Here is a 21677-nt window from a genome sequence, read left to right on the forward strand (position 1 = left end):
CGTTCGTACGGCGGTGAGCTCGGCTCGTGCCCGGAGGCGGCGGTCGTACGGCGGTGAGCTCGGCTCGTGCCCGGAGGCGGCGGTCGTACGGCGGTGAGCTCGGCTCGTGCCCGGAGGCGGCGGTCGTACGGCGGTGAGCTCGGCTCCTGCCCGAGGCGTGAGCGGCCTGGGGCGGAGCCGAGCGTCGTCATCGCCTCAGAGCCGGGTCACGTCCAGCTCGCCCGCCGCGTACTGCCGGCGCAGCACCTTCTTGTCGAACTTGCCGACGGACGTCTTCGGCACCGTGGGGATGATGGACCAGCGCTCCGGCAGCTGCCACTTGGCGATCTTGCCCTCGTCGGCGAGGAAGGCGCGCAGGGTCTCGAAGTCGGCGGTGGCGCCCTCCTTGAGGACGACCGTGGCCAGCGGGCGCTCGCCCCACTTGTCGTCGGGGACCGCGACGACGGCGGCCTCGGCGACGTCCGGGTGGGCCATCAGGGCGTTCTCCAGCTCCACCGAGGAGATCCACTCGCCGCCGGACTTGATGACGTCCTTGGCGCGGTCGGTGAGGGTGAGGAAGCCGTCGGGCGAGATGGTCCCGACATCGCCGGTCTTCAGCCAGCCGTCCTCGCTGAACTTGTCGGCGGGGCGCAGCGGTTCGCCGTCCGGGCCGTTGTAGTAGGCGCCCGCGATCCACGAGCCGCGGACCTCCAGCTCGCCCGCCGACTCACCGTCCCAGGGCAGGCGCTCGCCGCCGGGGCCGGTGAGGCGGGCCTCGACGCCCGCCGGGAAGCGGCCCTGGGTGAGCCGGTAGGCGAACTCCTGCTCGGTGCCGACGGCGTGGGCCGGCGGGCGGGCGATCGTGCCGAGCGGGGAGGTCTCGGTCATGCCCCAGGCGTGGCAGACCCGCATGCCGAGCTGGTCGAAGGCCTCCATGAGGGAGGGCGGACAGGCGGAGCCGCCGATGGTGACCTGGCCGAGCGAGGAGACGTCGCGCGGCTTGGCGGTCAGCTCGGCGAGCAGCCCCTGCCAGATGGTGGGGACGGCGGCCGCGTGGGTCGGCTTCTCGCTCTCGATCATCTCGGCGAGCGGGGCGGGCTGCAGGAACCGGTCCGGCATCAGCATGTTCACGCCGGTCATGAAGGTGGCGTGCGGCAGGCCCCAGGCGTTCACGTGGAACTGCGGCACCACGACCAGGGAGGTGTCCTGGTCGGTGAGGCCCATCGACTGGGCCATGTTGACCTGCATGGAGTGCAGATAGACCGAACGGTGGCTGTAGACCACGCCCTTGGGGTCGCCGGTGGTGCCGGAGGTGTAGCACATGGAGGCGGCCTGGCGTTCGTCCAGCTCGGGCCAGTCGTAGCTGTCCGGCTTGCCGGCGATCAGGTCCTCGTACTCGTGGACGCGTACGGCGGCCTCGGCGAGCAGGGAGCGGTCGCCCGGGCCGGAGACCACGACGTGCTCGACGGTCTTCAGGTGCGGCAGCAGCGGGGCGAGCAGCGGCAGCAGGGAGCCGTTGGCGATCACGACCCGGTCGGCGGCGTGGTTGACGATCCAGATCAGCTGCTCCGGGGGCAGCCGGAGGTTGAGGGTGTGCAGGATCGCGCCCATGGACGGGATGGCGAAGTACGCCTCGACATGCTCGGCGTTGTTCCACATCAGGGTGGCGACGCGGTCGTCGTCGGCGACGCCCAGGTCCTCGCGCAGGGCGTGGGCCAGCTGCGCGGCCCGGGCGCCGATCTCGGCGTAGGAGCGGCGGTGCGGCTCACCTTCGCCGGTCCAGGTGGTGACCTGCGACGATCCATGGATCGTGGACCCGTGGGTCAGGATCCTGGAGATCAGCAGCGGTACGTCCTGCATGGTGCTCAGCACGGCGTCCTCCCGGGGGCGACATTGCCTACGCGGTGGTAATGGTTGCGCTGATTCTGGACGCATACCGCGCGGTATGTCACTAGGGGCGGGTGATCGATCACGTCACTCCGCCGTCTCACCGGTCCATTCCGGGGGCACGCGCATGCCCCAGTCGGCGCAGGCCCGCACCATGACGGCGCGCAGCGCGGGCCCGGCGCAGGCGTACGCGGCGGCGCCCTCCCGGTCCAGCAGGTAGTCGCCGACGAGACCGCCCAGGAAGTCCAGGACGACCGGCTCAGGTGAACCGGCGACCCGCTCCAGGAAGCCGAGGACCCGCCGCAGCTCCCGGTCCCGTGCGGGGCCCGCCCTGGTGTTCAGCAGCGGCAGCAGCACCTCGTTGAAGAGGTCCCAGAGCAGCGGGTAGACGTCCGTGCGGGCGAAGGCCACATCAGCCGGGTCGTGGTCGAGGGCGATGGCGGAGCGGATCCTGCGCGTGACCGGCGCGCTCATCTCGGGCACGGCGTCGAGCATCGCGCCGAGGAAGTCGCGGCTGGTGAGGCCGTCCGTCAGGGGTGCTCTCGTCACGGCCGTCAGCGTACGGGTTCCAGCTCCGGGTCCTCGCGCAGCTTTCCGAGGGCGCGTGAGACCGCCGACTTCACGGTGCCGATCGACACGCCCAGCACCTCGGCGGTCTGGGCCTCGCTCAGGTCCTCGTAGTACCGCAGGACGACCATCGCCCGCTGCCGGGCGGGCAGGCGCATGATCGCCCGCCACATCGCGTCGTGCAGCGCCTGGCGCTCCGCCGGGTCGTCGCCACCGGGCAGGGGCTCCGGTTCCGGCAGTTCCTCGCAGCTGAACTCGTCGACTCTGCGCTTGCGCCACTGCGAGGTACGGGTGTTCAGCAGGGCGCGGCGCACATAGCCGTCGAGCGCACGGTGGTCCTCGATGCGGTCCCAGGCGACGTAGGTCTTGGTCAGCGCGGTCTGCAGCAGGTCCTCGGCGTCGCACGGGTTCGCGGTCAGGGACCGGGCGGTCCGCAGCAGCACCGGCTGGCGGGCCCGCACGTACGACGAGAACGACGGGTACGGGGCGTACGGCGGCGTCCGCGTGGCCAACGTGGCGGCGTCCGAGGCGCTGGTGCAGACGGATGTGGTCATGGCTCCACGCTAGGTTCGCGAGCCCGTGGTCCTCATCGCCCGTAGGTCCCGAAGGGGAGTCCCCCTCAGGTTGTAGAGGCGGTGCCGGCGTCACCTCCTGGAGGCGGACGGGAGGAGCAGGACGACTGCGGGTTCACCCCTGGGGGTTCGTCTGCCGGGAGGATGACGCAAGGGCTCCGGTCGGCGGCGAGGAACGGTCGTGGCCGTCGTCTGCCGGGCACACGGCTGCACACGGCTGCACACGGCGACACTCGGCTGCGCACGGCGACACGCGGCTGCAGATCGGCTGCATACGACTGCGCGGTGGTGCCTCGGCACCACCGCGCAGTCGTTCTGCTCACCCACCACACGCCCCACCGGAGTCTCAGGAGCCGGCGTCAGGACACCGGCCCCTCACCTCACCACCAGAGCGGCGTGAAGGCGACGGCGACGTTGTCGTTGCCCTGATTGACGGCGGTGAAGGCCGAACCGTCCACCTGGGCGGTATTGCTCTGGTTCGAGGCACCGGAGCCGTTGGCCTGCTGCTGGGTGGTGGACGAGTTGCCGTTGTTGTCGCCGCCGACCCCGCTGCCGAGGATGCCCTGGAGGGCGTTGGTGACGGTCGCGCTCGATCCGTTGTCCGCGATCGCACCGTTGTCGGCCGTCGCCACCCCGCTGAAGAGGGCGGCCGCGAGCGGGAGGGCGGAGACGGCGGCGATGACGCGGGCGGTACGGATGCTTGCCATGTTGGTTCCTCTCAGAAGCAAATGACGCACCGGCCTGTATGCCGTTGTGTGCGTAAGTACGGCTTCCACCAAGGCAATTGGCCGACCGCCTCGGTGCTGTGCACGACGTCGCGAATCCAGAGTTGCCCACCGAATCCCCGGCGAACCACCCCGGAAGCCGTGATTCGCCCTCAAGCGTGAGGACAAGTCGATAAACCCCTTTCGCCACCTTTCCTTGACTGGAACCGCAGGTCAGGGCAGGTGCGGACAGCTCCACCCCAAGTGCCGCAAGGGGTGAAGCGTTCCGTCGTATTTCCGGCCGGTCGCCCCGCTCCGGCGCGTCGCACCGGGCACTCCCTTCCCTTTTTCGAACGTACGTACGAACATGGAGGGATGGCCACCTCCGACCGGCAGGCCACGACCTTGGCCCTCGCACACGCGCTGTCAGCCGCCGAACGCGGACTGTCCGTCATCCCGCTGTCCCGGACGAAGCTCCCGGCCCTGCGCTCCCCCCACCGCGACGACCCCGACCCCGCCCCCTGCCACGGTGAGTGCGGCCGGTTCGGCCACGGGGTGTACGACGCCTCGACCGACCCGAGGCGCATCCGCGCGCTGTTCGCCGCCGCTCCCTGGGCCACCGGCTACGGCATCGCCTGCGGGCTGCCCCCGCACCACCTGATCGGCGTCGACCTGGACACCAAGTCCGGTACGGACGCCCCGGCGGCCCTGCGCGAGCTCGCTCGGCGGCACCTGTTCACGATCCCCGACACGGTCGTCGTCCTGACCCCGAGCGGCGGCCGCCACCTCTGGCTGACCGGACCGCCGGACGTCGCCGTCCCCAACTCGGCCGGCCGCCTCGCCCCCGGCATCGACATCCGCGGAGCCGGCGGCTACCTCGTCGGCCCCGGCTCCCGCACCGAGCACGGGGTGTACGGCACCGAGCCCGGCACGGCCGACCTCGCCCCCGCCCCCTGCCCGCCGCCCTTGCTCCAACTGCTCCTGCCGCCGCCCCGGACGACCTCCCACGCGCCGGCCGCCGACGGGCACGGCCAGGGCCTGATCCACTTCGTCCTCGCCGCACACGCCGGGCAGCGCAACACCCGCCTGTTCTGGGCGGCCTGCCGCGCCTACGAGAACGGCCTCGGCCCGGCCTTGGCCACCGCCCTGATCGACGCGGCCCGCAGCACCGGCCTCACCGAACACGAGGCCCGCACGACGATCGCCTCGGCGGCCCGGTCGACCGGACACCGGTACTGAGAGCGGGGGCCGCATGCGAGCGGCCCCCGACCGTTTCACCCGGTCAGGGGCCGCTCGCACTGCTCACCACGCGGTGGGTGTGGGATTTGAACCCACGGTGACTCGCGCCACGACGGTTTTCAAGAGCGTTGTGTGGAGCTGCCTCCAACCACGTCTGACCAGCAGTTTTCCCGGCGGTCACCACGACCGAAAGCCTGCCTTGGCCAGAGGGTGGCCACGTGGCGACAAGAGGGCGGCAGAAGCTGGCCGGTCAGGCACCCCGCTAGGACGCCGGTGGCGGCGATGGCGATGCCGACAGGCGGGGCGAGCGCCGATCGGTGGTGAATGGCGTATCAGTCGCCTGAGGGCCGATGGGGAGAGGGGTCTAGGGCTGCAATGACGGCCGCAGCGTCGCCGTCATAGGTGAGGTGCGGTTCGTCGGCTTGAGGGGGGATGAACCGGGATCGGTACCGCTTGAGGTCGCTCTCTGAGAAGTAGATCGAGTTGGGGTCATCTTGGTGGAACTCATTGCGCTTACTGATCCTCGCCCAAAGTTCGTCATGGCTGGCGGCGAGGTAAACGAGCACAGAGGTAGCGCCGGCATCGGTAGCAATCGCCCGCCACTTAGCCCGGTCTTCCGGGGTCCAAAAGCCGTGGTCAACGACGACATCCCGCCCAGCTTTTAGCTGCTTCTGGAGGTCGACCGCCACGTCTTCGAGGACGGGTCGCTCAAGGGTGGGGAAGAGGCCTCGGGGGAAGTCCACTCCGTAGACGCCGTGTCGGCGGAACATCTCTTCGTCCGGGCACAGTCGTGCGAACCCACGGGCGGTGAGGGCGCGGGAAAGAGTCGTTTTGCCGGAGCCGGGGAGCCCGGCCATCAGGACGCAGTACGGCGGACGTGGGGGCATCGGTCTCGTCATGGTTCGTGAGATGGCGACAATCTCTGCTTCGGCTTCGGGGGTGATTGTGCCAGCCCGGCGGGCCGCAAGCAGTGCGTCTAGGCGGTCTTCGAGCACGCTCACGAGCTTGTCATCCGCGACCGTCACGGGGAGACCTCCGATTCTGTGCGCCATGTCCGGCCGGGACCACCGAGGTCCACCCCGTACTCCACGATGCTGCCTTCGCTGTCCACGAATTTGGCTGTCATCACAACCACCGGGTCCGTCGGCGGGTCTTCAGGGTCCAGTTCCAAGAGCCGCGCGTACTCCGGTGTCAGCAAGCGGGCGGAAGCTGTGTCGATGCGGTGGCTGATCGGGTGGCCGGTCGCTTGGGCGATGAGCTGGAGCGACGTTCCCCCCTTCAGGCGCTCGCTCATCGCTAGCTGAGGAATCAGCTTCCCGTACCGGGCCGGAATCCACGAGGTGCTGTGAGCGACGATGCCGTGCCGGTCCCGGTACACGCGGCTACGGCGCACCACATCGGAGCCGGGCTGAATGTCCAGTGCTTGCGCCACTTCATCGGGCGCGGGCACCACGGCCGCCTGGTGCGAGTCGGACCGCTCGCCCGCTCCCCAGCTAGACCCGGTTCGGCGACCCCGGTCCTGCCGCTGGGCTCCGGACGACATTGGCGTCGGCTGGTCCAGCACTTCGGTACCGATGCCGTGGATGCCGCGGACAAGCCCCTCGTTGCGCAGCTTGCGCAGGGCTTTCTCCGCTGTCGCCGTGCTCACCTTCCACTCTTCCGAGAGGTTCTTGATGCTCGGCAAGAGGGTGCCTGGCTGGAGCTGGCCGGACGTAATCAGCTCCGCGTAGTGGGCGGCGATCTTCGCGTACGGGGCCCGATTGTCGGCCTGGCCTGCCATGTCAGTTGCTCCCTGTCGTCACTTCCCTGGGGTTCCCTAGCTTACCGCTTGACACCGCAGGGAACCCTAGGGAACCTTAGGGATGTGCCTGCCGGGTCGGATCGGTCGAGCGGCGGGCATCTCGACACACCTGTGTCCGCCGCCCGGAGGGCCCCGTGAAACGAGCCCGAAGGAAGCGCCAGCAGCTTGATAACTGAACAGCGTGCCGAGGTATCCGCTCCACCTCTGCGATCAAGAGGGCGGCGCGCAGGTTGCCTGCCTGTGCGAGAGACAGCTCAACTCCGACCTTTCCGCAGCGTTGCGACGCTGCGGCCGGTTGCCTCCGCTGCTCGTCTCGTACGAGCAGCGCTGAGGGGAGCCGGGTCTACCGACTTCAACGGCGCGCGCCCCGGAGCGGCTACTCCGGGGCGCTGTTCGGGCCGTTTCCACCTGCTAGGGAGACCACGACCCATGGAACCCATCGTGACTGATCAGGACGCTGTTACCGCGTTCGCCGACTTCATGGAGCCGACGGATGCGGAGCTGGACGCGATCGAAGAGGAGATGCCCGCGATCCTCGCGGATGTCGACCTGTTGGACGCGCAGATCATCACCCTTGACCGCACCCCCAGTGAGCTGGACGCCCGCCGCATCCGCCGGGCCCGCCGCCGCGTCCTCGCCGAGCGGCGGGCGCTGACCAACCGCACCGCCGGCGTGAGCGCGCCGGGGGGTGCGGCGTGAGCACCCCGGTCGAGAACCTGCGGGCCGCGCATGCCGAGGTTAAGGCGGAGATCGCGCGGACGGACACCAAGACGGCGCTGCTGCTGGCGTTCGTCGGCGCGGTCCTCGCCGGGAGCTGGACGGCCGCCCGCGACCTGCCGCTGAACACCCCCGCCCACGTCGCCGGCGGGCTCGGCATGGCCCTGCTGCTCGGCGCGGCGGGGCTGCTGCTGCGGTCGGTGCGCCCGAACCTGCGGGGCCGGCACGGCTTCCCACTGTGGGCGACGCTCACCGCCGAGGAGATCACCGCCACCACCGCGAACCAGGACCTGGCCGCGAGCGTCGCGGGGCTGTCCCGGCTGGCGGTCGCCAAGTTCACCTGCCTGCGCCGCGCGGTCGACCTGGTGCTGACCGCCGGGGCCCTGCTCATCGTCGCCGCCCTGCTCGCCCTGGGGGATGCCCGGTGAACCGCACCAAGCTGACCCGTATCCAGGTCGGGGTGCTGTCGGCTGCGTTCGTGCCGATGCTGGCCACGGGCGTGTTCGGCGGCATCGGCACCTACAGCAACATCGGCCACGCCTACGGCAAGGGCACCGCGCTGGGCGCGCTCGCCGCCGGCGAGGGCGCCACCGCCGTTCTCGCCTTGGTCCTGCTGGGGCTGACCATGCTGGGCCAGTCCTCCCCGCGCATCGTGCGCCTCGGTCTGTGGGCGCTGCCGGCCGCCGCCGCCGTCATGGGCGCGATGGCCGCACCCGATCCGGGCCGCACCGTCATCTACGCCCTGACTCCGATGGGCATGTCCGTGTCGGCGGAGGGCATGGCGTTCCTCGCTCGGCGGATCGTCGTGCACACCGACGGCCGCGACGCCGAACACGAACGGCGGACCGCCGATCTGGTGCAGGCGCTCGCCTACCACCGGGCCCGCGCCACCCAGCACCCGAGCGACTGGGTCAAGCGGTGGTCGGAGCGCAAGTCCTGGCGTCTGGCCCGCAAGGTCGGCGTCGGTGACACCGCGCTCGGATCGAGGCTGCTGGACGTACAGCGCGACCGTGTCACCGCCGGCGCGGACGCCGCACTCGCGGCCATGTTCACCACCACCACGCCCGACCCCGCACCGACCGCGAATGCGGAGGTATCCACCGAGACCACAATGAAACGGTCTACGGCTGAACTGGGGGAATCGACACCGGAGCCGGTGGTGACACTGACCCGGCTGACGGTGCCGGAACCGGTCGCGGTCGACCTGGGCAAGTCGATTCCCCCGCTCAAGCCGCTCCCGGCACTCCCTGCTCCGATCGAGCCTGCCGTGACGGAGTCCGAGCGGCGGACCGCTCCGGCCGAGTCGACCCGGCCGCGCCGGGCGACCGGTCGACTTCCCGAGGTGGCCCGATCGCCTCGGCCGAAGCGCACGCCGGATGAGTTGCTGGCGGAGGCGCGGTCGGCGACAGCCGGTCTGCCGGACGCGAAGGTGACGGCGGAGGGCATCCGCCGCGCGATCCACACCTCGCCGGCGAACGCCCGCAAGCTGCGTGATGCCCTGCTCGCCGAGCGGGCCGCTACGGCGGCTGAGGCCGTGTGATGGCCGCGCTGCCGGTGTTCCGGTGGCGCTACGCCCCGGACGGTTACGCCACCTACCGCCAACTCCGTGCACGTGGCTTGCGCCCCGGCGGTCAGCCGGTCGCTGCCGAGTTGCAGCGCCCGCGCCGCCGGCGTGGCCCGCTGGTCGCCTACCTCTACCGCATCGACCTCGCCAAGCCCGTCCGCCCGATGACCTACGCGAAACGGGCGGCACTGGCCAGGGCGAACGCTGCCCGCCGCATCTGCCCATCGTGCGGGCGCGATGCCGGATACGTCATCCCCGCCGCTCTCGGCACCTGCGTGCCCTGCGCGGACAACATCCCTGAAGGGACCCGCTGATGGGTAAGCCCGACACCCGCAAGCTGGACCGCGAGATCAAGGCCACCGAACGCAAGCTGGAAGCGGTCCGGGAGCGTGAGCTGTGGCCACTGACCGGCCCGGAGCGCCGGGCGATCCTGCGGGGCGCGGTCGGCGGTTCCTACCGCGTCAGCCGGGGCCGTAGTACTGGCCGTGCCGAGTCGCGGATCGACACCGCGTGGCAGTCGGCGGAGACCCGGCTGCTGGCCGAGCTGACCGCGCTGCGGATCGAGCGGGCCCGCATCGTGCGTGAGGCCGCCGCCGACAAGGCCGCCCGCAAGTCCTCCCGCTGGTTCTGACCAGCCGATCCCGTACCGGGGTGGCCGCTCTTTCCACGGACCCGGCCACCCCGGCTCACCCTCCATCCCGCCCCATAAGGGCAGACGGGAGCACTTCCAGCATGTCTGAGAACGTCGTGCACCTCCACAAGGACACCGACCCGCCCGCCGACCCGGCGGAGGGGACCACGTTGACCGTGGTCCCCGACCTGCCTGCCACGCCACCCGTGCCGCTGTGGGTGCGCTCCGGTCGGGCCGTCCGCCGGATCGTCACCCACGAGCGGACCGCCACCGCCGGCCGCGCTCTCGCCCGTCACACCCTCTACGTCACTGGTGGCGCGCGGATCGTGGCCCGCCGCACGTGGGACGGCCGTACCGCCGCCCGCTACGAACGCATGCTCCGCGCTGCGGAAGCCGCGGGCAACTACGAGGCTGCGGCGGAGTGGGAGGAGCGCGGGCAGCGCTTCCGCGAGGCCCGTCACCGCCGCCGCATGGACCTGCTGCACTCCCCGCTCGACGCCGCGAAGGGCGTGCTGGTCGGCACCGGCATGGGCATCGGCTCGCTGGTGGCGCTGGGGGTGGTGCTGGCGATCGCCAACAAGGACATCACCGACGTGATCACCCCGATTCAAGCGGTCATCGACCTGATCGCGCTGATCATTCGGATCGTGCAGGTGGTGTGGGGGCCGCTGGTCACGATCGGCCCGTTCCTCGCCCTGCTCGCCTTGTGGTCGGTCGGCCGCCACCAGCAGGCCGCACCCCGGTGGGCGCTCCCGGCGCACGTCCGTAGCGGCGAGGGTGAGCCGATCACTCCGTCGATCGTGGTCAAGGCCCTGCGTGACCTGGGTATCTCCGCCCTGCGTAACGCGATCAAGGAGATGGGGGACGCGGGGGCGTCGATGCTGTCCCCGATCGTGCTCGCCGGCTGCGGCGTGGAAGTCGACGTGACGCTGCCGTCGGGGGTGTCCACGGACGAGATCCAGAACCGGCGCCGCAAGCTCGCGGAGAACCTGTCCCGTCATGAGCACGAGGTGTTCATCACCATCCCGCCGGCCGCCCGCACCGTGCGGCTGTGGATCGCCGACTCCGGCGCGCTGGACGAGCCGATCGGCCCCTCTCCGCTGGTCACCGACGACACCCTGACCGCGAACTACGGCACCGGAAGGGCACCGTGGGGCCAGGATCTGCGCGGCGACGCCGCTGCGCTGAGCCTCTACCAGCGGCATCTGCTGATCACGGGTCTGTCCAATCAGGGCAAGACGGCCGCGCTGCGTGCGCTCGCGCTGTGGCTGGCGCTGGACCGCGCGGTGGAGTTCCGGATCGCCGACCTCAAGGGCGCCGGTGACTGGGCCGTGTTCGACGGGCTCGCCACCGTCCTGATCCAGGGCCCGACCGACGAGCACGTCGTCCAGGCGACCGAGATGGTCGAGGACGCGGTGGACGAGATGAACCGCCGTCTCCAGGCGCCGCCCGGCACCGACTTCCCGCCGCTGATCGTGCTGGTCGACGAGGCGCAGGTGGCGTTCATGTGCCCGCTCACCGATGAGGAGAAGCGCCCCTACGGCGGCTCCAAGGCCACCTCCCGCTACTTCATGGCCGTCCGCAAGATCCACAACCAGGGCCGGGCCGTGAACGTGCTGATGTGGCAGGGCACCCAGGACCCCACCAACGAGAACCTGCCCAAGCTCGTCCGCGAAGGCGCCCACACCCGCGCCGCCCTCGCCCTGGGCACCGAATCCCAGGCCCGCATGGCACTCGGAGACAAGGCGGTCGACGGCGGCGCCGCACCGAACCTGCTGCGCGCCGGCCTGGACAAGGGACAGGTGGTCGTCGCCTCCGACGGCATCGACATCCCGGCCGGCCAGTCGTTCATCAACGTCCGCACCCACTACATCGACAACGACGACGCCACAACGATCGCCGGCCGCGCCAAGGCCCTGCGCGACGGCGTCACCACCCTGCGCGTCATCGAACGCGGCGAGGACCGCGACCCGCTCGCCGACATCGCCTCCGTCTTCGGCCAGACGCAACGACTCGTCACCCAGGACGTACTCAAGCGGCTCAGCACGCTCAACCCGGACGCCTATGGCCGGTGGACGTTCGCCGACCTGCGCCGCGTCCTGGACGGCACCGGGGCCGAGCCCTACAAGTCCGACGGCCGCATGGTCGTCGCCCGCGACCGCGTCACCCGCGCCCTCACCAACCGCGACACCGACGGTTCCGCTTCCACCGCCGAATAGAGGGAGCCGACCCCCGATCCGGGCAGGGAGGCAGGGAGAACTCCCTGAACCCCTCCCTGACCCGCCTCCCTGCACCTGACCAGCATGAACGATCGGTTAGGGAGTCAGGGAGGACCGCAGGTCAGACCCCCGAAAACCCCCGCCCGGAGGCACCCCGAAGGGGGTGTGTCCGCCTCCCTGACCAACTGCCGGAAGGGATTCCGTATGTACCCCGAACCCGCCCCCCACGGGCCCCAACAGCGGGCCGTGGAAGTCCACCGCCCCACCGTCATCACCCCCGCGACCCTCACGCCGGCGCCGGTCGTCCCCGCCCAACCGGACAGCGTCCCGGCGGTCGCGAGCGTCGTCCTGCTGGACGGCCGCGTCGTCACCGGCTACGCCATCAACCCCGCCCAACCCGAACCGATCGCCGCCAAGCCAGCAGTCTCCCGCACTGCGGTGAACGTCGCCCTCGGAGGCGTCGGGTTCCTCGCAGTCTGCGGCGGACTGCTCCTGCTCACCTCGTTCATCGCCGCGCTGACCGCGTTCGTCACCCAGCTCATCACCCTCGCCGCCGTCATCTTCGGCGGCTGGATCGCCGTCCAGATCTTCGGCAACGACCGCCACAGCGGCGGGACCACGGTCACCATCCGCAAAGCGATCTTCAAGCGCAACCACTTCCACGGCTAGCTACGCCAAGGGCGGCCCCCATCGTCTCGCCAAAGCCGCGGGGCCGCCCTTGTCCACCTGCCATCAATCTGACCTGTGGAGGTCTCCCAGCATGACGCAACCGACCCTGATCCGGCGAGGGCGCGACGGCATGAGCGCGCTCCCCGAACCCCTGCCGACTGCGCTGGGGCTGGCCGCCATTGGCGTGCCGGTGCTTCCCCTGCGTGCGGGGAAGGCACCGTTCGGCAACTGCCGGCAGTGCGTGGACAACGCGTGCGGCGGCCGGCCGAACATGAAGAACGCGGGCCCGTGCGACTGCCCCGGCGTCTGCCACGCATGGGCCGCCGCCACCACCGACCCGGCCGTCCTCACCTCCCCGGCCTGGCTGGCCGCGTGGCGGCGGGCCGTCTGCGTCGCCTACCACCCCGGCGCCGCAGGACTGACCGTGGTCGACCTCGACGACCCGGCGGCCGTCGACTGGGCCCGCACCACCCTCCCCGCCACACGGACCGTGAAGACGACGCGAGGCCAGCACTGGATCTACCGGGGCGCCATGTCGTCGCACAACGCGGTCCGGCCCGGCGTCGACATCAAGTCGACCATGTCCTACGCCCGCTACCTCGGGCCCGGCACCGGCACCCCGACCGCTCTGCCGGACACCGTCCGCGCACTGGCCCTCAAAGAACCGTCCCCCGTCCGGCCGGCGCCGCAGGCCGTCACCATGCCCGCGGGACCGGGCGGTGGGGAGTGCCCGCACCGCACGCCCGCCTACCTGGCCCGTGGCATCGCGATGGCCGAGCAGCGCATCACCGACGCCCGCAGCGCAGTCCACGCGACCGTGTACCGCACGTTCCTGGCCGTGCTGTCCACGCATGGCCGGTGCGGCTGCCTCACCGACACCCACGTCGCCCGCCTGTTCACCGCCGCGCAGGCCAAGGGCGAGACCCTGCGGCACTGCACCGACGCGTGGACCAACGCCCGCACCCGGTTGGGACTGTGACCATGTCCGACGACGACAAGAGCCCGGCCCGCGAGATCATCACCGACTACGCGCAATCCCACTTCCGGTACTTCCGCACCGCCGACGGCACCGTCTACGCGCAGAGGAAGGGCCACCCCGTGGCCCGCCCGATCCGCTCGCAGGGCACCACGGGAAGCCACCGGCAGGAACTCATGGTCGGGCTGTTCCGCGACGGTATCGGCGTGTTCAACGGCACCGCCATGAAGGAAGCCCTGGACCTGATCGAAGCGCTCGCGCTGACCGAGGACGTTCAGCCCGTCCACATCCGCGTCGCCCCCGGATTCGACGGGGCCACCTGGCTGGACCTGGGCCGCGCCGACGGGCAGTCGGTGCGTATCCACCCCGCCGGCTGGGATATCGCCGTCCCCGACCCGCGTGAGGTGTGCTGGCGGCGCACCCAGCTCACCGGGGAGCTGCCCCTGCCTGCGCGGGACACCAACGGCAAGGGCATCGATCTGCTGCTGCGGCTGTGCAACTTCGCCAACGCGGAGACCGAGTGCCTGGCCATCGCCTGGCTGATTGGCTGCCTGGGGCCGGCCGTGCCCGTCCCCGCCCCGTTCCTCACCGGCCCGCAGGGCGCGGGCAAGTCCACCGGCGGGCGGATGCTCGTGCGGATCATCGAGGGCATGACCGGGGACCTGCGCCGGGCCCCGAAGGACGAGGAGAACCTGATCGCGGCGGTGGCGGCCGGCTGGGTCACCGCCCTGGACAACCTCTCCCACATGACCCCGGACCTGTCGGATGCGATGTGCTGCATCGTCACCGGTGCTGAGAACGTCAAGCGGGCCCTGTTCACCGACGGGGACGTCTTCCGCGTCGGCTACCGCCGGCCCCTGCTCCTGACCGGTATCGACGTCGGCGTCATCCGGCCCGACCTCGCCGAACGGCTCCTGCCGCTGAGGCTGGAGCGGCCCAAGGTCCGGCGCACCGAGGCGGAGTTGTGGGCGGAGTACGAACAGGTGCTGCCGGTCGTGCTCGGGTCCCTGCTCGATCTCACCGTTCAGGTGCGCGCGGCGGAGGCGGACATCCCGACCGATCTGCGCATGGCCGACTTCGCCCACCTGTGCGCCCAGCTCGACGCGGCCACCGGCCTCGGGGCGCTTGCCGCTTACCGGGCCAGCCTGGACGACCTGAACGACGACGTCATCGAAGGCGACCTGCTGGCGCAGACCGTGCTCAAGCACGCCGCGGGCATCGAGCCGGGGACCGAGCAGCGGATGACGTCGGCCGAGTGGCTGTACTGCCTCACCGGCCTCTACAGCGGCGAGGAGTGCCGCCCCCTGCCCAAGGGCTGGCCGACCACCGGCAAGGTGCTCTCAGACCGCCTCAAACGGCTCCAGCCCACCCTCGCCGCCCGCGGTGTCCTCATCGACTGGGGACGCACCAAAACATCCCGCTACATCGAGATCGCTCGGCCGGCCGTCGCACCGCCCCCGCCGCACGAGCAGGAAGCGGCCTTCTGACCGCGCGGCACCACGGTCCGACCGCACAAGCAAGAAGAGCACCCGGCGGCGCGTGCTCCTCTTGCGGTTCGGCGCCAGTGGCGCCCTGCGATGGTCGCGCCGCGCAGCGGCTCCTGCTTCACGCGCTGAGCCGCGCAGCACAACAGACACCACCCCTCTTTTGTCCTAGGTAGGAAGACGCTGCGTCACCTGCGTCACCAGCGCCCCTCAAACGGGCCGTGACCTGCCGAAAGGCGGGTGACGCAGACGGTCAATCTCTGCGTCACCCCGCGTCACCCGCGTCACCCGATGACGGAGGCCTGCGTCACCGGTGACACACCCTTCGGACGCTGCGTCACCCGGAAACCGCAGGTCAGATACCTAAATGACGCAGATGACGCGGGTGACGCAGAAATCCGTACTTCGGACACATCGCCCCGCCGCAAGACCACGTCAAGCGAGGAGTAGCAACGATGGTTCGCCCCAAGATGCTCAAGCTCCCCGAAGTCCTCGAAGAGATCGAGATGAGCCGCGCCGCGTTCTACCGCCTGCGCGCTCGCGGCTTGGCCCCGAAGCTCATCAAGCTCCCCAACGGGCAGATCCGCTGTCGGCGCAGCGACCTGGATGCGTGGTGGGCCAAGCACGAAGTCGCAGCCTGATCCTTGACCACTTCGACGGGACCTCGCCTTGGCGGGGTCCCGTCCCTATGAGGGAGCACGATGCACAGCTACAACGTGCGCATTTGGAGTATTCGCAAGCGCCCAAGCAAGGTCGCTCCGTTCCAGCTCCGTTGGCAGGTGGCCGGCGATGAGTATCAGGAGAAGTTCCCCACCAAGACCCTCGCGGATGCTCGCCGTGCTGAGTTGCTGACCGCCACCCGCAAGGGCGAGCCCTTCGACACGGAGACCGGTCTCCCCGTCTCGGAGGTACGGGAGCGGAACCGCACGAGCTGGTACGCCCACGCCCGTGCGCACGCAGCGCGGAAGTGGCCGACGGCGGCGGCAAAGCACCGGGCAAGCATCGCCGAAAGCCTGACCATCGCCACGATGGCTCTGTGTCCAGCGGGCAAGGGTCGGCCGGCGGACGACGTGTTGCGCCGCGCGCTCTATCAGTGGGCCTTCAACGCCGGACGGCACGGCCAGGAACCCCCGGAGGCCGAAGCCAAGGCGCTGGCGTGGGTTGAACGCAACGCGCCGGCCGTGGCCGACTTGGACAACGCCAAGCGCGTCCGTGGGGTGCTGGAACATCTGGCCAAGCGACAGGACGGCAAGCCGGCCGCCGCGAACACGTTCCGGCGCCGCCGCGCGGTGCTGAGCAACTGCCTGCGCCTGGCCGTGGAACACGAGCTGCTGCCCGGCAATCCCCTGCACCGTGTGCATTGGGAGACGCCCAAAGCGGTCGAGGAACTGGATGTGCGCAGCGTCGCCACTCCTGCACAGGCACGGGCCCTGCTCGATGCGGTCCGGGCTCAGGGTCCCCGAGGTGCCCACCTGGTCGCGTTCTTCGCATGCATCTACTACGCCGCTATGCGGCCCGAGGAAGTGTCCATGCTCAGCGCTGACCAGTGCGACCTCCCCACCCAAGGTTGGGGGCGACTCCTGCTCGCCGGCGCCCGCCCGCAGGTGGGCTCCGCATGGACGGATGACGGCAAGCCCTACGAGGAGCGCCAGCTGAAGCACCGGGCCCGCCGGGCGGTCCGCCCGGTGCCCATTCCCCCGGTGCTGGTAGCCATCCTGCGCGCTCACCTGGACGCGTTCGGCACCACGGCTGAGGGCCGACTGTTCAGCGCCGTACGCGGCGGGCCGGTCCGGTCGCAGGAGTACGGCGCGGTATGGAAGGAAGCCCGCAGAAAGGCGCTCACGGCCGCGCAGGTGGCCTCACCGCTGGCCGCGATCCCGTACGACCTACGCCACGCGTGCGTGTCGTTCTGGCTCCGTTCCGGTGTGAGCCTCGCCGAGACAGCCCGGCGCGCGGGACAGAGCGTCGCCGTGCTCCAGCGCTACTACGCCAAGGTGCTGGACGGCGAGGAAGCCAAGATGAACGCTCTGATCGAGCGGGGGTTGGCTGAGCACGAGGGCGACGCCGACAGCTCCTGACTTTGGCCGCAGGTTGGCCGCACGCACTGGTCAGAGGTGGGAAACCGGCGAGCCAAGGTGAGACAAGGTCATGCAGAAGGGGTGCCGCTCCGGAGAGCTGCACCCCTTCTGACCTGCAAGGTCTCTCACCTGCTGGCGGTGGGTGTGGGATTTGAACCCACGGTGACATCACTGCCACGACGGTTTTCAAGACCGTTCCCTTAGGCCGCTCGGGCAACCCACCCGCGCTCCGCCCACCAGGGCCGGAGCGGGTACAGAGTACCGGGATCGGGCGGTCTTGGGGGGCGCGGCCCGAACGGGCCTCGTCGGCGCCGGTCCGCTCGCCGTGGGGTCCGTCGCCGTGGCCGACGTGAAACCTCGTGCGCACCAGGCGCTCATCCGCCCCTGATACCGGCGGCCGTTCGCAATGGCGATGGCCTCTGTCCCAGTCGACATCGCCGGTGCCGGCATGAATGGCGGCCATGCCGGCTCCACGCACCAGGCCGCGTCGGAGCTGGCCAGGTCGAATTTCGTCATGGGCGACGAACTCATGACGACGTTGACGATTTAGGAAAGCCAGGTGAAGGCGGTGCGCCAGGCTTGTGCCCACATCTCGAACCACCTGGACTTCAGCAAGAAGCTGCACGCCGACGACGACGCCGAGATCGCCGCTGTGATCGCGAGTCGTGACGGCTCGGCAGTGCCCGTCTCCGAGCTCGGCAAGTACTTCGAGTAGCCCAGGGGAGCTCAGAGATGACCCTCGCCGACCACGACCTCATGCAGGTCGACCTCGGCAAGCTGGGCTCTGCGGTCTCCGACTGGAAGAAGGCGGTCGACCATCTGAAGCAGCTGGAGACCGACGCATGCGACGGTCTGCAGAAGTCCGAAAGAGCCCGCTGGGAAGGCCTGAACGCAGGCGTCACACAGCAGTTCGTCAGCAGGACCGCCAAGGACATCGCGGATCTCCACATGGAGGCCAACGGCATCCACAAGGTCCTGGACGACGCTCACCGTGAGTCGGAGGCGCTTCAGAAGGGGATGCGAACCCTCACCGTGACGGCCAAGGAGAAGGGCTACACCGTCCGGGACAACAGCGACGGCACGGTGAGACGGCGGCAATGCGGGCATCTCAAGCGGCCGTCAACAGCTACTTCGTGCACCAAAGCGGGATCGACACGGATACCAGGGACGGCATCATCCGAGCGGTTCGCACCCAGGCCGGCTTGAGCCACTCTGACCGAGCTCAGTGGAACTCCTCGGGAGACGGAACATGAGAAAAGACCTACGCCGGGTCCGCGTATTGACCGCTGCCTGCCTCGCGGCGGCGCTCACCGCTTGTGGCTCGTCGGACGATCAGAAGCTCTCCTATCCCGTCCCGGACGACATCTGTGGCATCGCCGCCGACAAGGGCGTCCTGGAGGCGTTGCTCGATGACGGCGAAGAGTTTGAGCAGGACAGCGGCCACTTCAGCCTGGAAGAGGGCCAGATCTGCCACATGTACGTGGATGGAAACGAGTCGGTGATGAGCATCGCCGACTGGAACGAGAAGGGTTACGAGCTGCCCGATCTCTTCCAGGGCGACGAGCCGGAGGGACTTCGCTTCATCAAGGGGGGCACCTACGCGTCCTGGGACTTCGGCGTAGCCACCGTGATCGCATGCCCGGGCGTCAGTGAGGAGGGCGATGTCGTGTCCGTGGAAGTCACGGACATGAAGTGGGACGAGGAGTCGCGGGCCCTTTTGGAGAAGCTCGTGCCCTCCTACTTCGACGCCTACAAGAAGGAGCTCGGCTGCCCGGGATGAACGCGGTGAGCAGGGAAAAGGGGCCCCTCGGTGAGAGGGGCCCCTTGCTGTGCGGGGTGGGGTCAGCTGTCGCCGATCCTTGAGCCCAGGGTGAGTTCGACCGTCTGGGTCTTGCCGTCGCGCTCGTAGGTGATCGTGACCTCGTCGCCGGGCTTGTGGGTCCAGATCTCGCCGATCAGGGTCGGGCCGCTGTCGATGACGGAGTCGTCGAGCTTGGTGATCACGTCGCCGGGCTTGAGGCCCGCCTTGTCCGCGGGGCCGCCCGACTCGACCGGGTCGGAGCCGCCGGCGCCGGTGTCGGTGATCTTCGCGCCGCCGGAGCTGTCCTCCAGGGAGACGGAGGCGCCGATCTTGGCGTACACCGGCTTGCCGGTCTTGATCAGTTCCTGGGCGACGTACTTGGCCTGGTTGATCGGGATGGCGAAGCCGAGGCCGATCGAGCCGGACTGGCTGGTGCCGCCGAGGCCGTTGCCGGCCGACTGGATCGCGGAGTTGATGCCGATGACGTTGCCCTTGGCGTCCAGCAGCGGGCCGCCGGAGTTGCCGGGGTTGATCGAGGCGTCGGTCTGCAGGGCGCTCATGTAGGAGGCCTGGCTGCCCGTGCCGTCGCTGGAGGCCACCGGGCGGTTCTTGGCGCTGATGATGCCCGTGGTCACCGTGTTCGACAGACCGAAGGGGGCGCCGATGGCGATGGTGGAGTCGCCGACGGCCACCTTGTCGGAGTTGCCCAGGGTGAGCGGCTTCAGGTCCGAGGGGGCGTTCTTGAGCTTGATGACCGCCACGTCGTAGCCCTGCGCGTGGCCGACGACCTCCGCGTCGTACCGCTTGCCGCTGGGGAAGGTGGCGGTGAGCTTGCCGCCGTCCACCGCGTCCGCGACGACGTGGTTGTTGGTGACGATGTGGCCCTCGGTGTCGAAGACGAACCCGGTGCCGGTGCCGCCCTCGCCGCTGCTGCTCTCCGCCTCGATGGTGACCGTGCTGGGCAGCGCGGTGGCGGCCACGGCGGCGATGGTGCCGGGGTCGCGCTTGAAGTCGCCGCCGCCGTCGGAGGAGGAGACGGTGGTGGAGCTGGAGCCGTCGTCGTTCTTGGCCAGGGTGTAGCCGAGGCCACCGCCCAGGCCGCCCGCGACCAGCGCGGCCACCAGGATCGCGGCGACCAGACCGCCGCGCTTGCGGCCCGGCTTCGGCGCCGGCGGCTGCTGGTACGAGGCTCCCCAGGCGGCGCCCGGGTCACCGGGACCGGCCCCGCCCGGCTGCGCGACGCCCGGCTCCGCGCCACCGGGACCCACGGGACCCGGACCCACGGGACCCGGGCCCGGGGTGCCGGTTCCGTCGGCGGCGTAGGACGGGGTGGGCGGCGGCGGAGGCGGCCAGCTGCTGTCGGGAGCGGAGCCCGAGGCCGCGGGCGCGGCGTACGGGTTGCCGTCCGCGTGCGCCGGGGGCTGGTCCGGTACTCCGGGGGTGCTCGGGGGCGTGGGCGCGCTCGCATGCGGGGAGGCTGCGGGAGTGTCCACCGGCACTGGAGGTGCGGACGGGGCCGGGGGTACCGCAGTGCCCTCGTTCTCGGTGCTCACAGCTTTTCTCCTCGATCCTCGGTCACGCAGCTGTGCCGGTGCTTTTTGTATGCGGTCAGCTTTTCCCACGGGCCGTCAGGGCACCATAAGCCGTGGCTGTGGGTCTGCGGTCACTCTTTATATAGGATCTATCGGTGTCAAGCGGTGCATGTCCGGCACCGTGAACCGTCCGTAGACCCGACGGCTACCCCTTCCCGGTGGCACCATGACGCGGTGACCCACGTACGGCAGCAGCGGATCCAAGTCGTCGCTCACCGGGGAGCCTCGGAAGACGCCCCGGAGCACACCCTGGCCGCGTACAAGAAGGCGATCGAGGACGGCGCCGACGCCCTCGAATGCGATGTGCGGCTGACCGCGGACGGCCATCTGGTCTGTGTGCACGACCGCCGGATCAACCGTACGTCCAACGGTCGCGGTGCCGTCTCCGCCCTGGAGCTGGCGGATCTCGCCGCCCTGGACTTCGGTTTCTGGAAGCGCACCGAGGCCGGTCGCGCCCGGGACGAGGATCCCGACTGGGAGCACCGCCCGGAGGACCCCGCGGAGACCTCCGTCCTCACCCTGGAGCGGCTGCTGGAACTGGTCGCCGACGCCGGGCGCCGGGTGGAGCTGGCCATCGAGACCAAGCACCCCACGCGGTGGGCGGGCCAGGTCGAGGAGCGGCTGCTGATCCTCCTGAAGCGGTTCGGCCTGGACGCCCCGCCCTCCCCGGAGGAATCCACGGTGCGGGTCATGAGCTTCTCGGCGCGCTCGCTGCATCGCGTCCGGACCGCGTCCCCGACCCTGCCGACGGTCTACCTCACCCAGTTCGTCTCGCCCCGGCTGCGGGACGGACGGCTTCCGGCGGGGGTCGGGATCGCCGGCCCCTCCATCCGTATCGTCCGCAGTCACCCTCTGTATGTGGAGCGGCTGCGGCGGTCCGGGCACCAGGTGCACGTCTGGACGGTGAACGAGCCCGAGGACATCGCCCTCTGTGTCGATCTCGGCGTCGACGCGATCATCACCAACCGTCCCCGCGCGGTGCTGGACCGGCTGGGACGCTGACCGGAAGTCGCCCCTTCGAGCAGGGACGACCTCGGCTGAGAGCCCTTTCGTCACGGGGAGTGCTCCGGCGCGTTCGGTCCGTGTTCGATCGTTGCGAATGCGTCACCGGAGATGAATCGGCCGGTTTCCGGTACAGGCCAATGGGGCATCCACACCGTGGCGTGGGGCGAAGGAGGTCTCGGGGGTGGCGTTGGT

23 protein-coding genes and 1 tRNA gene are annotated in these 21677 nt (G+C 70.2%); 16 read left to right on the top strand and 8 right to left on the bottom strand.

Annotated elements, in window-relative coordinates; translation table 11 throughout:
• Nucleotides 1-195: 195 nt before the first annotated feature.
• The 4 genes from ABT232_RS34245 to ABT232_RS34260 form a co-directional block, all read right to left on the bottom strand.
• A complete protein-coding gene (locus ABT232_RS34245; protein WP_351847640.1) occupies nucleotides 196-1839 on the bottom strand; it encodes a long-chain fatty acid--CoA ligase in 1644 nt (547 codons plus the stop codon).
• A gap of 114 nt (nucleotides 1840-1953) precedes the next feature.
• Nucleotides 1954-2415 carry a hypothetical protein gene (locus tag ABT232_RS34250; protein WP_351847582.1) on the bottom strand — a complete coding sequence of 154 codons (462 nt, stop codon included), beginning with the start codon at nucleotides 2413-2415 and terminating at the stop codon, nucleotides 1954-1956.
• 5 nt (nucleotides 2416-2420) lie between these two features.
• Nucleotides 2421-2987, bottom strand: a complete 567-nt coding sequence (locus ABT232_RS34255; RefSeq protein WP_351847584.1) for a SigE family RNA polymerase sigma factor — start codon at nucleotides 2985-2987, stop codon at nucleotides 2421-2423.
• Between the two features lie 398 nt (nucleotides 2988-3385).
• Complete coding sequence (locus ABT232_RS34260) at nucleotides 3386-3712, bottom strand: hypothetical protein (RefSeq protein ID WP_351847586.1); 327 nt, start codon at nucleotides 3710-3712, stop codon at nucleotides 3386-3388.
• 372 nt (nucleotides 3713-4084) lie between these two features.
• Here ABT232_RS34260 and ABT232_RS34265 point away from each other — a divergent pair, with 372 nt between their 5' ends.
• The gene (locus ABT232_RS34265; protein ID WP_351847589.1) at nucleotides 4085-4948 is read left to right on the top strand and encodes a bifunctional DNA primase/polymerase; all 864 of its coding nucleotides are present in this window, start codon (nucleotides 4085-4087) and stop codon (nucleotides 4946-4948) included.
• Between the two features lie 332 nt (nucleotides 4949-5280).
• Here ABT232_RS34265 and ABT232_RS34270 read toward each other — a convergent pair whose 3' ends face one another.
• Nucleotides 5281-5973, bottom strand: coding sequence for a P-loop nucleotide/nucleoside kinase family protein (locus ABT232_RS34270; protein WP_351847591.1), 693 nt, complete (start codon nucleotides 5971-5973; stop codon nucleotides 5281-5283).
• Nucleotides 5970-6728 (bottom strand): GntR family transcriptional regulator, encoded by a 759-nt coding sequence (locus ABT232_RS34275; RefSeq protein ID WP_351847593.1) that lies wholly within the window; start codon nucleotides 6726-6728, stop codon nucleotides 5970-5972. The genes ABT232_RS34270 and ABT232_RS34275 overlap by 4 nt, the downstream gene beginning before the upstream one ends.
• A 450-nt stretch (nucleotides 6729-7178) precedes the next feature.
• Here ABT232_RS34275 and ABT232_RS34280 point away from each other — a divergent pair, with 450 nt between their 5' ends.
• The 11 genes from ABT232_RS34280 to ABT232_RS34330 all read left to right on the top strand — a co-directional run bounded on the left by ABT232_RS34280 (nucleotide 7179) and on the right by ABT232_RS34330 (nucleotide 17087).
• Nucleotides 7179-7448 (top strand): DUF6284 family protein, encoded by a 270-nt coding sequence (locus ABT232_RS34280; protein WP_351847594.1) that lies wholly within the window; start codon nucleotides 7179-7181, stop codon nucleotides 7446-7448.
• A complete protein-coding gene (locus ABT232_RS34285; protein ID WP_351847597.1) occupies nucleotides 7445-7894 on the top strand; it encodes a Pycsar system effector family protein in 450 nt (149 codons plus the stop codon). Before ABT232_RS34280 ends, ABT232_RS34285 begins: the two co-directional genes overlap by 4 nt.
• 56 nt (nucleotides 7895-7950) lie before the next feature.
• A complete protein-coding gene (locus ABT232_RS34290; RefSeq protein WP_450871786.1) occupies nucleotides 7951-9006 on the top strand; it encodes a conjugal transfer protein in 1056 nt (351 codons plus the stop codon).
• Nucleotides 9006-9344 (top strand): RRQRL motif-containing zinc-binding protein, encoded by a 339-nt coding sequence (locus ABT232_RS34295; protein WP_351847602.1) that lies wholly within the window; start codon nucleotides 9006-9008, stop codon nucleotides 9342-9344. The genes ABT232_RS34290 and ABT232_RS34295 overlap by 1 nt, the downstream gene beginning before the upstream one ends.
• Complete coding sequence (locus ABT232_RS34300; RefSeq protein WP_351847605.1) at nucleotides 9344-9661, top strand: hypothetical protein; 318 nt, start codon at nucleotides 9344-9346, stop codon at nucleotides 9659-9661. The genes ABT232_RS34295 and ABT232_RS34300 overlap by 1 nt, the downstream gene beginning before the upstream one ends.
• A 101-nt stretch (nucleotides 9662-9762) precedes the next feature.
• On the top strand, nucleotides 9763-11880 hold the full coding sequence (locus tag ABT232_RS34305) for an ATP-binding protein (RefSeq protein WP_351847607.1): 2118 nt from the start codon (nucleotides 9763-9765) through the stop codon (nucleotides 11878-11880).
• Between the two features lie 204 nt (nucleotides 11881-12084).
• Entirely contained in the window at nucleotides 12085-12549 is a 465-nt protein-coding gene (locus ABT232_RS34310) for a hypothetical protein (RefSeq protein ID WP_351847610.1), read from the top strand.
• Nucleotides 12550-12640: 91 nt separating this feature from the next.
• On the top strand, nucleotides 12641-13528 hold the full coding sequence (locus tag ABT232_RS34315) for a bifunctional DNA primase/polymerase (RefSeq protein ID WP_450871783.1): 888 nt from the start codon (nucleotides 12641-12643) through the stop codon (nucleotides 13526-13528).
• A gap of 2 nt (nucleotides 13529-13530) precedes the next feature.
• On the top strand, nucleotides 13531-15012 hold the full coding sequence (locus tag ABT232_RS34320; RefSeq protein WP_351847613.1) for an AICE element replication initiation protein: 1482 nt from the start codon (nucleotides 13531-13533) through the stop codon (nucleotides 15010-15012).
• A gap of 452 nt (nucleotides 15013-15464) precedes the next feature.
• The gene (locus tag ABT232_RS34325; protein WP_351847616.1) at nucleotides 15465-15650 is read left to right on the top strand and encodes a helix-turn-helix transcriptional regulator; all 186 of its coding nucleotides are present in this window, start codon (nucleotides 15465-15467) and stop codon (nucleotides 15648-15650) included.
• A 60-nt stretch (nucleotides 15651-15710) separates the two neighbouring features.
• On the top strand, nucleotides 15711-17087 hold the full coding sequence (locus tag ABT232_RS34330; protein WP_351847618.1) for a tyrosine-type recombinase/integrase: 1377 nt from the start codon (nucleotides 15711-15713) through the stop codon (nucleotides 17085-17087).
• 133 nt (nucleotides 17088-17220) lie between these two features.
• On the opposite strand, the gene ABT232_RS34335 is transcribed toward ABT232_RS34330, so the two are convergent.
• A tRNA-Ser gene (locus ABT232_RS34335) sits at nucleotides 17221-17310 on the bottom strand.
• 345 nt (nucleotides 17311-17655) lie between these two features.
• Here ABT232_RS34335 and ABT232_RS34340 point away from each other — a divergent pair.
• Genes ABT232_RS34340 through ABT232_RS34350 form a run of 3 tightly spaced genes read left to right on the top strand, consistent with a single transcriptional unit; the run spans nucleotide 17656 to nucleotide 18867 of the window.
• Nucleotides 17656-17802 (top strand): hypothetical protein, encoded by a 147-nt coding sequence (locus tag ABT232_RS34340; protein WP_351847620.1) that lies wholly within the window; start codon nucleotides 17656-17658, stop codon nucleotides 17800-17802.
• A 17-nt stretch (nucleotides 17803-17819) separates the two neighbouring features.
• The gene (locus tag ABT232_RS34345) at nucleotides 17820-18293 is read left to right on the top strand and encodes a hypothetical protein (RefSeq protein ID WP_351847622.1); all 474 of its coding nucleotides are present in this window, start codon (nucleotides 17820-17822) and stop codon (nucleotides 18291-18293) included.
• Between the two features lie 43 nt (nucleotides 18294-18336).
• On the top strand, nucleotides 18337-18867 hold the full coding sequence (locus tag ABT232_RS34350; RefSeq protein ID WP_351847625.1) for a hypothetical protein: 531 nt from the start codon (nucleotides 18337-18339) through the stop codon (nucleotides 18865-18867).
• Nucleotides 18868-18929: 62 nt separating this feature from the next.
• Here the strand turns inward: ABT232_RS34350 and ABT232_RS34355 are convergent, their stop codons facing one another.
• Nucleotides 18930-20441: a S1C family serine protease gene (locus ABT232_RS34355; RefSeq protein ID WP_351847627.1), complete on the bottom strand. Its 1512-nt coding sequence runs from the start codon at nucleotides 20439-20441 to the stop codon at nucleotides 18930-18932.
• A gap of 213 nt (nucleotides 20442-20654) precedes the next feature.
• Here ABT232_RS34355 and ABT232_RS34360 point away from each other — a divergent pair, with 213 nt between their 5' ends.
• Entirely contained in the window at nucleotides 20655-21482 is an 828-nt protein-coding gene (locus tag ABT232_RS34360) for a glycerophosphodiester phosphodiesterase (RefSeq protein WP_351847628.1), read from the top strand.
• The last annotated feature ends 195 nt before the right edge of the window (nucleotides 21483-21677 follow it).

The organism is Streptomyces sp. NPDC001532 (assembly GCF_040298625.1).
Classification (GTDB): Bacteria; Actinomycetota; Actinomycetes; order Streptomycetales; family Streptomycetaceae; genus Streptomyces.

Coding starts and splice junctions, on each gene's coding strand:
- ABT232_RS34245 (WP_351847640.1), bottom strand. CDS start 1,839: ATGCAGGACGTACCGCTGCTGATCTCCAGGATCCTGACCCACGGGTCC.
- ABT232_RS34265 (WP_351847589.1), top strand. CDS start 4,085: ATGGCCACCTCCGACCGGCAGGCCACGACCTTGGCCCTCGCACACGCG.
- ABT232_RS34295 (WP_351847602.1), top strand. CDS start 9,006: ATGGCCGCGCTGCCGGTGTTCCGGTGGCGCTACGCCCCGGACGGTTAC.
- ABT232_RS34275 (WP_351847593.1), bottom strand. CDS start 6,728: ATGGCAGGCCAGGCCGACAATCGGGCCCCGTACGCGAAGATCGCCGCC.
- ABT232_RS34305 (WP_351847607.1), top strand. CDS start 9,763: ATGTCTGAGAACGTCGTGCACCTCCACAAGGACACCGACCCGCCCGCC.
- ABT232_RS34325 (WP_351847616.1), top strand. CDS start 15,465: ATGGTTCGCCCCAAGATGCTCAAGCTCCCCGAAGTCCTCGAAGAGATC.
- ABT232_RS34290 (WP_450871786.1), top strand. CDS start 7,951: ATGCTGGCCACGGGCGTGTTCGGCGGCATCGGCACCTACAGCAACATC.
- ABT232_RS34310 (WP_351847610.1), top strand. CDS start 12,085: ATGTACCCCGAACCCGCCCCCCACGGGCCCCAACAGCGGGCCGTGGAA.
- ABT232_RS34260 (WP_351847586.1), bottom strand. CDS start 3,712: ATGGCAAGCATCCGTACCGCCCGCGTCATCGCCGCCGTCTCCGCCCTC.
- ABT232_RS34300 (WP_351847605.1), top strand. CDS start 9,344: ATGGGTAAGCCCGACACCCGCAAGCTGGACCGCGAGATCAAGGCCACC.
- ABT232_RS34345 (WP_351847622.1), top strand. CDS start 17,820: ATGACCCTCGCCGACCACGACCTCATGCAGGTCGACCTCGGCAAGCTG.
- ABT232_RS34330 (WP_351847618.1), top strand. CDS start 15,711: ATGCACAGCTACAACGTGCGCATTTGGAGTATTCGCAAGCGCCCAAGC.
- ABT232_RS34255 (WP_351847584.1), bottom strand. CDS start 2,987: ATGACCACATCCGTCTGCACCAGCGCCTCGGACGCCGCCACGTTGGCC.
- ABT232_RS34315 (WP_450871783.1), top strand. CDS start 12,641: ATGACGCAACCGACCCTGATCCGGCGAGGGCGCGACGGCATGAGCGCG.
- ABT232_RS34350 (WP_351847625.1), top strand. CDS start 18,337: ATGAGAAAAGACCTACGCCGGGTCCGCGTATTGACCGCTGCCTGCCTC.
- ABT232_RS34280 (WP_351847594.1), top strand. CDS start 7,179: ATGGAACCCATCGTGACTGATCAGGACGCTGTTACCGCGTTCGCCGAC.
- ABT232_RS34320 (WP_351847613.1), top strand. CDS start 13,531: ATGTCCGACGACGACAAGAGCCCGGCCCGCGAGATCATCACCGACTAC.